The sequence below is a fragment of the Pseudobacter ginsenosidimutans genome, assembly GCF_007970185.1.
GTDB classification, from domain to species: domain Bacteria; phylum Bacteroidota; class Bacteroidia; order Chitinophagales; family Chitinophagaceae; genus Pseudobacter; species Pseudobacter ginsenosidimutans.
Genome location: NZ_CP042431.1, coordinates 16,442 through 27,806 on the forward strand (window position 1 = coordinate 16,442; position 11,365 = coordinate 27,806).

Annotated in this window: 5 protein-coding genes; 1 reads left to right on the top strand and 4 read right to left on the bottom strand. The window is 47.2% G+C overall.

All coding sequences use genetic code 11. The features are described 5' to 3' along the window. Positions 1-12: 12 nt before the first annotated feature. From FSB84_RS00130 to FSB84_RS00145, 4 genes are read right to left on the bottom strand one after another with little or no spacing between them, the layout of a single operon-like run. Positions 13-3,351, bottom strand: coding sequence for a DUF5107 domain-containing protein (locus tag FSB84_RS00130; RefSeq protein ID WP_130543579.1), 3,339 nt, complete (start codon positions 3,349-3,351; stop codon positions 13-15). 21 nt (positions 3,352-3,372) lie between these two features. Continuing rightward, positions 3,373-5,583 carry an alpha-galactosidase gene (locus FSB84_RS00135; RefSeq protein ID WP_130543578.1) on the bottom strand — a complete coding sequence of 737 codons (2,211 nt, stop codon included), beginning with the start codon at positions 5,581-5,583 and terminating at the stop codon, positions 3,373-3,375. Between the two features lie 41 nt (positions 5,584-5,624). Beyond that, positions 5,625-7,139 carry a RagB/SusD family nutrient uptake outer membrane protein gene (locus tag FSB84_RS00140; protein WP_130543577.1) on the bottom strand — a complete coding sequence of 505 codons (1,515 nt, stop codon included), beginning with the start codon at positions 7,137-7,139 and terminating at the stop codon, positions 5,625-5,627. A 19-nt stretch (positions 7,140-7,158) separates the two neighbouring features. Next, positions 7,159-10,179, bottom strand: coding sequence for a SusC/RagA family TonB-linked outer membrane protein (locus tag FSB84_RS00145; RefSeq protein WP_130543576.1), 3,021 nt, complete (start codon positions 10,177-10,179; stop codon positions 7,159-7,161). A gap of 150 nt (positions 10,180-10,329) precedes the next feature. Here FSB84_RS00145 and FSB84_RS00150 point away from each other — a divergent pair, with 150 nt between their 5' ends. Further along, the gene (locus FSB84_RS00150; RefSeq protein WP_130543575.1) at positions 10,330-11,238 is read left to right on the top strand and encodes an AraC family transcriptional regulator; all 909 of its coding nucleotides are present in this window, start codon (positions 10,330-10,332) and stop codon (positions 11,236-11,238) included. The last annotated feature ends 127 nt before the right edge of the window (positions 11,239-11,365 follow it).

Consider the following 11,365-nt stretch of genomic DNA (forward strand, 5'->3'; position numbering starts at 1 on the left):
GTTCATAGGTACTCAAATCGTTACTCCAGTCATGAAAAAAGGGATCATCTTCAAATGTGTTCTGGCGCCCTGGTGGTTCAGGTCAAGTTCCAGCACTTCATTCAACAGTTTCCTGGCCTTGCTTTCATTTCCGAGGCCCAGGTGGCCCAATGCCACGAGGTACAGGCAGTGGATCCTGTTGCGCAGATCAAGGTCGATATCAAATACCAGCATATCTGGTAAAGACACGGCGAAATAATCGATTCGGATCTCATCATCTTTGTGCAACTCACCAAACTCAATGAAGCGCCGGAAGATCGCATCTGCCTTCTCTGGTTCCCCAAGTTTTCTCCAGGCCAATGCCTGGTAAACGATCTTATCGGGTTGCGGATCGTTGTAATAGATGGCCTGCACGGGCTCACTGATCCCTTCTGTGGCTTTCATAAAACAAACCGTTGCTTTTTCCTGTTGTTGTAAATGCTCGTATGCACATCCCAGCAAATAATGAATATCGTTCTCCTGAGTTCCATACAGTTTTCCTTCGCCCAGGTTCTCAGGATATTTGTTCAGCGATTCCAGTAAAGCAATGGCATGCTCATGATCATTATTCAACAAGGCTTCCTTGGCCAGTTGGAGATAACAGAGTAAGAACTGACTCACCACTTTTCCTTCACCGCCTTCCCAGGGATGAAACTTCCTGGAAGCCAGCAACTGCTTTGCTTTTTCAAACTCGCCGGAATTGTTGTGTAAAGAAACCAGCTCAAGAAAAAGATCATCGCGCTGCTGCACCAGTCCCATATACTTATTCAGTAACGCAAGCCTCTCTGCAAAAGGCTTTCCGAGAATCTTGTACAACTGGTCCAGTTCCATGAACACCCTTGCATCGGTAGTATCCAGTTCAAAGGCAAGCTCCATGAACTCCAGCGCCTTTGTCTTGTTTTTTACTTTATTGTAATAGGCCAGCGAGAGATTCCGGTACACGGTAGGGAATTTTCCATTCGCCTGTTGAGATTGCTCCCAGCAACGGACAGCCTCAGCATATTGCCTTTTATCGTACCAGAAATTACCCAGCGCATAAGATGCTACGGCATCGTTCGGATTGTACCGAAGCGCAGTACGGAGGATCAATACCTCCTCCACTTTGTTCGGGAAACAACCATCCGCTTTTTGCTGACCGGCTTTCAGGAAATAGGAACCCGCATCCTCGGCCTGGCCTGCATTGTGTGCATACCAACCCAGGTAGTAAAGCGGCATAGGTTCTGCCACTTCGCTGGAAGAAATATAAGCAGACAAAACTTTCATTGCTTCTGCGTACCATCCTGCATGCGCGTATTCCAGAGAAAGCTCCAGATAATTGTTCCGGTCCTTACGCATCAGCTTGTCAAATTGCTGGCGTGCAGCAGATGTTTCTTCCACTTTTCCCATTTCCCTGTACAGCAGATACAATTCGAAAAACGCACCGGTATTAAAAGGATCGATAGCGATGGATTGCGTTGCCAGTTCTATTGCAGCCGATGATTTGCCCAGTTTGCGCAGCAAGGCAATATTAAGATGACGGGCAGACAAACTATGATAGTTCCTGATCAGTGATTTTTCCACATGCTGCAAAGCCAGATCCAGTCGCTCCTGTCTGGCAGCGATCCTTGCCAATGAAAGGAAACCGCTATGCTGCCAGGCGTCATTCCAGGTGGCTTTGTAAAAACACTCATATGCTTCAGGCAACCTGTTCTGTAACAGTAATGCCCATCCGAGATTATAATATGGCTCACCGTCGTAAGGGTTGGGATTGCGGGTAGTGAGTGTATCGATGGCCTTACGCAAATATTTTTCTGATTCCGCAAACTGCCCGCGACGCATCAGCAGCAGCCCCATGGCATTATTGCAACGGACATCACCAGGACTGCGGCGCAGCGCTTCCTGGTAGTAATCGACGGGATTGAAAGTGGCGTGACGGTATTGTTCCAGGTGCAGGCCATTGAGAAAAAGTTCTTCCACCTGTTCAATTTCTGCCGGTAGTTTTGCGGCTGTGGCAGCAGCGGGTACCGGCTTTTCCTGCGCAGGTTCCGGATTCCAGCTCACCAGTTCATGGCCGTTGGCATCCGATACAATGATCTGCAGATCGGTCAATGCCAATGGTTGAGCATCCTGGTAATTTCCAATGAACACTTCCTCAGGCGACAGGTCCGCATAACTTCTTTTGACCTCTGCGCCTTTATGATACAACACAACACTGGCATTTTTGTAAACGGCAGTAGTGTATACTTTCAAATGAACTGTATTGTTTTCCACTTCCATGTTCACCATTGCTTCTTTGGTGGCATTCTTCACGGCGCCGATCAAAGCATAGGGCATGAAATATTGTTCGAAGCTTTTTACTTCATTGGGTTGTATCCAGCTGAAGTCCGGTTGATTGTCTGTAAACACGCCGGTCATCAGCTCAATATAAGGTCCATCCTCATCAGTCAGGTTCCTGTCCCATGCATAACCGAAATCCCCATTTCCCCAGGTCCATTGTTTCTTGCCCGGGCTCAGGTGATGGTCCGCCACGTGCAGCATACCTGCCTGTGTATCGTGCTCGTAGCATCCCATGAAATCGTAACCCGAACGGATAGCCATATACGAAGTAGGAACGGGGATGGTATCGTAACGGGAGATATCCGTTCCCGGTGCATAATTCACTTTGTAGTAGGTACCGGTAGCAATGGGGAAATCAGACACGTCCCTTTTTCCATGATCGAAAACGGCATAGACGTCAGGTGGAAAAATGGACTGATAATGTTCATTCACTTTCACAGCAGGATTGGCCCACCAGAGAAAGGTTTGCGCAAAAGCGGAGCGATTGAACAATCTCCCCTTTATTTCCAGATATGCTTTTCCGGGATACAAAGTAAAACCAGCCATGCCCTTGGTCCGGAACATCAGCTCAGTTTCGTTCACCCAAACAGTTTTACTGCCGTCCGCATGTTCTTCGATAGTATGATCAACCGGACTGAAAGTGCTTGGCCTGTGATGCTGTGGCCAGTTGAACTCGATCCCTCCTGAGATCCATGGCCCGGCAAGCCCTACCAGCGCGGGTTTGATCACCTGGTTGTAATACACGAAATCGCGCTTCCGCACCTTATCATAAGCACGCTGGATGCGTCCGCCCAATTCAGGAAGCACCATGATCAACAAATATTCATTCTCCAGGTACAGAGCAGTATATTCTTTGTCTGTTTTTTCATCTTCGATCTTCTCGATCACAGGATGCGGATACACTACGCCGCTGCTACCCTGGTACACACGCTTTTCGAGGAACATCGGATTCTTTTCCGGCCCACCTGTGTTATAAGTGGGTATCACCACTTTTTCAACCCATGCTTTTACACTCATATCTGATTTTTTAGAAAGTTCTTATTCAGCCGACACCAGCCTGAACAGTACTGCATCTCCCGGCGGAACGGTAATAGTCACCCCGGCCTGTCCATTCCGGATCATTCCTGTTTCTTTGCCGGTAAGTATATCCACCAGTTTATATGTGCTGTTTCCCCAGCCAAGATCTGACTGACGGAAAGTTTCAGTAAATGTTTTACTGAGATCGAAATTGAAAGCCGCCAGCATCAGGGTATCACCGGGCAGGTAATAACTCAGTTGCTGGTCCTGTCTGTTACCAACAGGAAAACGAAGCGGCGTAAAGGCGCGTGGCTTACTGAAGAGATCACAAACATCTTTATTGTTAAGGAAAAGGCGTCCGCGGCCGGCGGCCAGTTTATCCCTGAAATCAGAGCCATCCCCCATAATGCTTCCCATTACGATCATGCTCAACAGGCGAACTTTTACATCCTGCTCATTGAGTTCTTTGTGTTTCTGGAATCGTTTCATCACTACCACATCCATATTGGTGTAGGGCCAGAGAGTACCCTGCGTCCACCAGAAATTGGTAGCGCTGATCATGCTGGCCGCTGTACTTCCATAATGCGGAAACCCGGGCAGGTCGTTGCGGAGATGGGAATGCACATCGGTTGACAAGAATCTCGTATGCGCATATTGGTTAGGGAACAGCGGAGAGATAGCCTGCGTGATGAAAATATCCGGCCCCATGATAGAGTCCACCAGTTGACGCAGCATTTTCATTCCATAATTGTAGGCCTGGATACCTGATCTCACCTGTGGATCATATCGGCGTGCTGATTCCAACGCACCGGCGGAGAGGAAATCAATCTTGATGAATTTCGCATCGATGGCTTTGGCTTTCTGCAATTGCCCGATAATGAAATCACGCGTGTAAGGATGTGTTGGATCGATGGGAAATGCGCCCCAGTCGCCATCCTTGTAGGGTACGTAATTCCCCTTATCATCCAGCAGCACTACGTCCCGCAGCATATGTTCAGTACCGGTCAGTTTCGATTCATTGATATGCGTTTTCCAGGTCCAGAGAGAAAATGGAATAAAGTAAAAACCCATCAGTTGTCCTTTCTTCTTTCCATAGCGTCCGATGGATTTCAGCACTTCGGTGGAATAGATATTCTGATCATATGAATCGATGCTTAATACAGGTTGGGTACTGCTGTTGAAATTGGGAAGTGAATGGATATAGTCAACGATCTTTGCCATATCACCAGGCATCATCACTTTTTCATAGCCCAGTACGCCTTCTACCCCGAAACTGTTCCAGTAAAAAGGCGCCGGCTTTTTCCATTCAGAATAGCCATTCACTTTTTTGAGGGTATTGCCGAAAGCCAGCAGATCATTGCGTACATCGGGAGAAGCAGAAAGATACACCAGTGGTGCGTATACAGATGCTCCCTGTTGTGTGCCATGCGGCATTACATCATGAGTGCCATCCTTTCCCCCGTAGGAATCCGGCAGGCCGGGGATATCTCTCGTGGCAGCGCCTCCGTACACTATCAAAGAATCGATGGTATTGGGTGCAATGCCTGTGCCGTATATTATTCCTGTTTTCCAGAAATCATGCAAAATGCTTCCAATTACAAATCCACTTTTTGATGTTTCATCATAGGCTGAAGCCAGTTCATAACTGGTACCAGTGACCGATCTTTCATTTTCCGGCCATTTCCTGGCAATCACATCCACCCAGTTATCATTATCGAAGGGGTAGTCGGTGAAAATGGCCTGGTTGCCCGGGATCCTCAGCCTTCCCTTTTGTTGGGGCAGGATGGTAACCGGTGAGATATTCCTCGTTTCCACTGTGGAACCGTTGGCAGAACGGGCTTCTGCTGTGGCCAATACAAATAGACTGTTCTCATAAACAGTGATGTATTGCACCAGGCTCACGGATTGATTGTCTGATTCGTGCACGAGGTTCAGGCAAACACCTTTCCCCAAGGGATCTTTTATTTTATCTGTAGTAACACTGTGTTTGGTGAAAGATGAGCTCAACAGCATTCCCTGCTTCAGATCATCAACATAGGCGATGGTATTTTCCAGGATCGTTCCACTGCTGAACCGGTAACTCACTGTGCCTGTATTCAGGTTCACCACTACCCGGAGCTGAGGATTGCTCAGCACCAGGCTGTCGCCCGCCAGCTGCTGTTGTTGCGCGAGAGCATTCAGGGGCAGGCAGCCAATCAATAACCAAAGAAATACCACAGATCCTCTTTTCATTATTTCATCTTTGTATTTTTCCATTTCGCTTTCGATGATTCTTAATATCCGGGATTCTGATCAGTAGGTTTCAGAGCGCGGTTCAGTTCGAATTCTTTTGAAGAAATGGGTAATAACTGATTCTTTTCCGTGATATAATTTGTGGCATCGGGGTTAAAGGTCCTGGTCTGACTGATCAGTTTGCCGGTCCTTTTCAGATCAAACCAACGCCAGCCTTCAAAGCCAAGCTCGCGCATCCGTTCCATCAGGATCTCATCACGCAGTTCCTGTTGCGTGGGTGTATGACCGAGCACATCCTCCCATTTACCCAGCCCTGCCCTATTGCGGATCTTATTCAGATAGGTGAGCGCCTCTCCGGATTCATTTGATTCGTTCAGTACTTCTGCATACATCAGAACAGCATCAGCATAGCGGAGAAAGTACAGGTTGCGGGAAGACACACTTCCTGTGAGGTTTTCGTCTTTGGTGATATCATACTTCTTTACATGTGGTTTACCCACATCGGCCCACCAGGAATAGTCCACCACATTACCGCTCTGATCATAGAAAATATAGCGGATGCTGGCATCCCTTCTTTTATCGGTCATTTGAAAACTATTGGAATAATAGTCTGTGGGAATCACAACATGTCCGCCACCACCCGGGAATTTATTCTGGTTATGCCAGCTTCCCAACGTATTAGCCTGACCGTTAGTGAATCCGATGTCTTTGGAGTATTGTACCTCATAGAGGGATTCGATATTGTTCTCGTTTGTTTCCTTGAAGAGATCGGCATATTCAGGCATCAGTCCTACATTGGTAAGTGTCATCATCGGCGCCAGCATCAGTTTTGCATTAGGATAGTCTTTCCTGGTCAGATAAACTTTACCGAGCATTGCCTGCGCCGCTTCCTTGTTGATATGTCCAACTTCGGCTGTGCCTTTAGGTTGGAGCTTATCCATGGCGAATTTCAGGTCATCAATGATGAGTGTATACACTTCGTCCTCGCTGCTTCTCGGTTTACCTCCGTTCGCATCTGCAAGCGGATCTTCCACTTCCGTAGGCATTGGCACGCCTCCAAAGAATTGTACCAGTTTAAAATAGAAAACAGCTCGGAAGAATTTTGCTTCAGCCATCATCTTGTCTCTCATAGCCTGCGAAGTGGCCGTTCCTGGCAAATACCTGATGGCCTGGTTGGTATTATTGATGCCTTTGTACAATGAATTCCAGGCACCCTGTATGAGGTTGTTCTGAGCGCCCAGCAGATTATTGTAGCTGTTCAGGCCATCATAATGCTGCCAGTAACCACCCCAGGTAGGAACAAAAGAGCTTGTCTTACCTTCATCGGTACCAACAATTCCAACAAAATAGTAGTCGCCCGCGCAATAATCCATCATCCTTCTGTAGATGCCGGTAATGCCTGACACAGCCCCCTGTTCGGAAGCATAGAGCTCTTCCGGAGCAACAAATGTTTCAGGAATGATTTCCAGTTTTTTACCGCAACCCGCTACTGCCAGCAACGCAACAATGGCGATGGCAGAGAGTTGTAATCGAATATTGTTCTTTATGGTAAACATGGCAATTCAGGTTTTGAAATTAGAAACTAAGTTGGAGGCCAAACAGGAATGTGCGATAGCGTGGATAAGTATCGTATTGTCCTACACTGATCTCCGGATCGATTCCTTTGTAGCTGGTGAACAGGAAGGGCTCCACGGCCTGCACATACACACGGAGTGAATTGGCCTTGATCTTGTTCAACAGTGAGCCGGGCACATTGTACGCGAGGGTGATATTCCTGATGCGGATGAAATCACCTTTCTGCACTATAAAGCTGGAAGTGCCTGCTTCGAGCGCGCGCAAGGATCTGCCGAACTGGTTTGGACGAGGCACATCGGTTTGCGTATTGTCTTCCCTCCAGTAATTCAAACCTTCTTTTAAAGTTCTCGCATTGGTTTTGCTGGAATAGTAGAGGTAATCCTGGTATGCTTTATTGCTGATATCATGTCCATAAGTGTAATTCGCGAAAACGGTCATCGACCATTGTTTGTAGCGCCAGTAGCTCCAGATACCGCCCCATCCTTTCGGCACAGTTCTGCCTACGATGGTGCGATCATACTGATTGATCTTTCCGCTTCCATCGATATCTTTCACTCGAATATCGCCTGGTCTCGCATCCGGATTGAGAGAGAAATCATCCCCTTTCTGGTAAAGGCCATCATATACATAATCCACGATCAGACTGTTGGGAGCCTCACCCACTTTCAGCCAGGGACTGAGAGAATCCACACCAGGTAACAGCTTCACGATCTTCGTCCTGAATTTGGACCAGTTGATATCCATCTGCCAGTCGAAGTTGTTAGTCCTGATCAGGTTCAATTTCAGCCCGATATCAATACCTCGTGTATTCATCTCCGATACATTGATCCATTTATTATCGAAGCCCTGTGATGGCGCCAGCGGGTTTCTCAGCAGCAGGTCATGGATATTCTTGGTATAATAGTCGAATGTGAGTCGTACGAAATTGTTGAACACGGCCAGATCGAAACCGGCATTGAACTGCCTCTGTTCTTCCCACTTCAATGCCTGGTTGCCCATGTTATCCGTTTTCAGCTGGAAGCCGGGCGAAACAGCGCTGCCATTGTAGGGATAAGCACCGGGGATCATAGCAGTGTAAACTGCATCTATCGGAATTTCCTGGTTACCCACAATACCATAGCCAACACGGAACTTGGCATCATTAAGGAACGACTGTGCTTTCAATCCAATGAAAGGCTCATCGATGATTCTCCAGGCCGCACTCACCGAAGGGAAATAGCCATAACGATTGTCTGATCCAAAGCGGGAAGAACCATCGCGGCGCAATGCCCCATTGATGATGTAACGGTTCTTGAATTTATAGATCACACGACCGAATAAAGAGCTCACAGACCAACTGAAAAAATCGCTTTGAATCAGATCACGGCTACCGGCAAGGTCCATTTTTTTATAACGAAGATCATCGGTTGGAAAGTTGGACGCTTCTTCGTAGTTCCATTCCTGCCTTCTGCGCTGGTAAGTAGCGCCGGCCAGGAAATCAAACTGATGCTCTTTGGAAGGAGACCAGGCATAAGCAAGTGTATTCTCCCAGAGAAAATCACGCCAGCCGAAGTTCTGGATCTTGGCCACACCTTTCTTCTCGAAGCCTGCACTGGTAGTTCTCGGATAATATTCGAAGCGCTGGTTCTTGTAAACATCCAAACCGAAACTGCTTCTGAAAATGAGATTTGGAATGATCTTGTACTCACCAAAAAGATTACCCAGGTAACGGTCATCTGTATTTTCCTGCGGATTCTGTGTGAGTGTGACCGGGTTATTGAAGAGCAGGCGGCCATTGTTGGGTACTGTAGGATCGAAGTTGGCAGACGGTTTGCCCGAAGAATCATAGATACTCATCAGCGGGCTGATGGTAATGGCATTATAGAAAACCTCGTTGCTCACCACATCGTTCTTGATATGCGAGAAATTGGAATTGATACCGATCTTCAGTTTGCTGCTGACCTCGGATTCCATATTTGCCTTGAGTGAATAACGAATGAAGTTGGAGCCTTTGATGATACCATCCTGGTTGAGGTAGTTACCACTGAGATAGAATTTATTTTTTCCGAATCCATTGGAGATGCTGAGTGTATGGCTCATCTGCGGTGCGGTTTGCGTTACGGCGCCCACCCAGTCTGTCCATCTTCCTGCAGCCATATTGGCTCTTTCATCACCGCTGAAAAGGATCGTATCGAGGTTTGAATTGTTCGGCCAGGCTACAGGATCTTCATCGCTCAGGCCGGCACGGCGCAGGTTCACGTAATCATTGATATTGTCTACGAAATCGTAGGCTTTGGCCATTTTCTGAAGACCAAAATAGGCATCGTAGTTGACGGATGTTTTTCCACTATTCGCTTTTTTGGTGGTGATGATCACCACACCTTCTGAAGCGCGGGAACCATAGATGGCAGCAGCGGACGCATCTTTCAATACATCGATCGATTCAACGTCGTTGGGATTGATCTCACGTATGTCGTACGAAACGATCACCCCATCCACTACATAAATGGGCCCGGTTCCCTGCGTGATGGCATTGATACCGCGGATGCGCACATTGGTGCCTGCTCCGGGCTGATTACCAGTGCTCACTACCTGCATACCGGGAATGCGGCTTTGCAGGGCTGCATTGAGATTGGTAACAGGCAGCTCTTTCATTTCCTTTCCTGAAATACTGGAGATGGCGCTGGTGATATCTTTTTTCTGTTGCTTACCATAACCGATCACTACCACATCGGTGAGATCGGCAGCTTCGGGATGCAACTGTATCTGAATGGAAGTATCAGCCTCAGGCACATTAATGGTCTGCGTTTTATAGCCAACATGGCTTACGATCAGTATCAGTTTTCCTTTTACGTTCATGGAAAAACTGCCGTCGGCGGCGGTGACCTTAGGGCTTGCATCTCCTGTTGCACTCACAGAAACATTCGCTAAGGGCGAACGGGTTTCCGCGTCGGACACTTTACCCCGGAGAATACGGGTCTGAGCTTGCAGACCTGCCATGGTGGTGGTGAACAGGAGGAGAAGAAGAGTTAGTCTCGGCATTGCAATCGTTTTTGGCTTTAAATGATTAACCCTGTATGGAGCTTATTGGGTCGAATTCAAAATTCGCATTCCTTTTTTTTCCGGGGAATAGGTTATTTTCCGAAAAAGATAGATTTTTATACGGTCGTTTCAATTCCCGTAATTATTGCCATGTCAGTGAAAAAAATCAGAAAAAAGCAGGGTTTCGAAGGTCAGAAACTTATCGTTCTCCCCCACAAGCTGGATAAGGAAATATTGAGCAAAGACCCGGTTACAAAGCAGATCTACATTACAGATATCGGCTACTATCCCAGAGCCCATCAGCATTATGTAGACAGGCCCCATGGTATCGATCAGCATATCATCATCTATTGTGTGGAGGGGCATGGATGGGTAACGGTGGACAAAAAGAAGATGGACATCTCCCCTTCCAACTTCATTGTGATCCCAGCCAAAACACCACACAGGTATGGTGTGAACGATGAAGATCCATGGACTATTTACTGGGTCCATTTCAAAGGCGACACCGCCAGTTTTGTGATGAACCTGATCACAGACAATTCACAGAATTATCTTCCTTATCTCTCCTATAACGAAAACCGGATCAAACTTTTCGAAGAGATCTGTTATACATTGGAAAACGGATATAGTATCGACAATCTCCGTTACGCCAATATGATGTTCCATTATTTTCTCTCTTCCTTACTCTACGAAGAAAAATACAACAGGGTGGCCCAGGAAGCGCCGGATGACCCCATCGCTTCCACTATCGAACTGATGAAGCACCAGCTCGGTTCCAATCTTACACTGAATGAATTTGCCAGTCACTCTCACCTTTCCGTTTCCCATTTTTCCACCATCTTCCGGCAGCGGACAGGTTTTTCTCCTATCGAATATTTCAACCAGCTCAAGATCCAGGAAGCCTGTCAGCAACTTGCTTTCACCAAAAAGCCGATCAAACAGATCGCTTATGAGCTTGCATTCTATGACCAGTATTATTTTTCCCGGATCTTTTCACGGTTCATGAGCATCTCTCCTGCGCAATACAGGAAAAAGACGGCACAAAAGATCCAGGAATAGCGCAGCGCTGCAGTTGCTCGCCTCCCGGCGGGTGACTGGCCCTCCTCCGCTACATTATTTCCGGTTTCCATAAAAAAATTCCAATTATCGAAAACCGGAAATACAATTCCGTATCACTTTTGCGGAA

Excerpts from the sequence above, each read along its gene's own strand:
- FSB84_RS00130 (WP_130543579.1), bottom strand. The coding sequence starts at position 3,351 with ATGAGTGTAAAAGCATGGGTTGAAAAAGTGGTGATACCCACTTATAAC.
- FSB84_RS00135 (WP_130543578.1), bottom strand. The coding sequence starts at position 5,583 with ATGAAAAGAGGATCTGTGGTATTTCTTTGGTTATTGATTGGCTGCCTG.
- FSB84_RS00140 (WP_130543577.1), bottom strand. The coding sequence starts at position 7,139 with ATGTTTACCATAAAGAACAATATTCGATTACAACTCTCTGCCATCGCC.
- FSB84_RS00145 (WP_130543576.1), bottom strand. The coding sequence starts at position 10,179 with ATGCCGAGACTAACTCTTCTTCTCCTCCTGTTCACCACCACCATGGCA.
- FSB84_RS00150 (WP_130543575.1), top strand. The coding sequence starts at position 10,330 with ATGTCAGTGAAAAAAATCAGAAAAAAGCAGGGTTTCGAAGGTCAGAAA.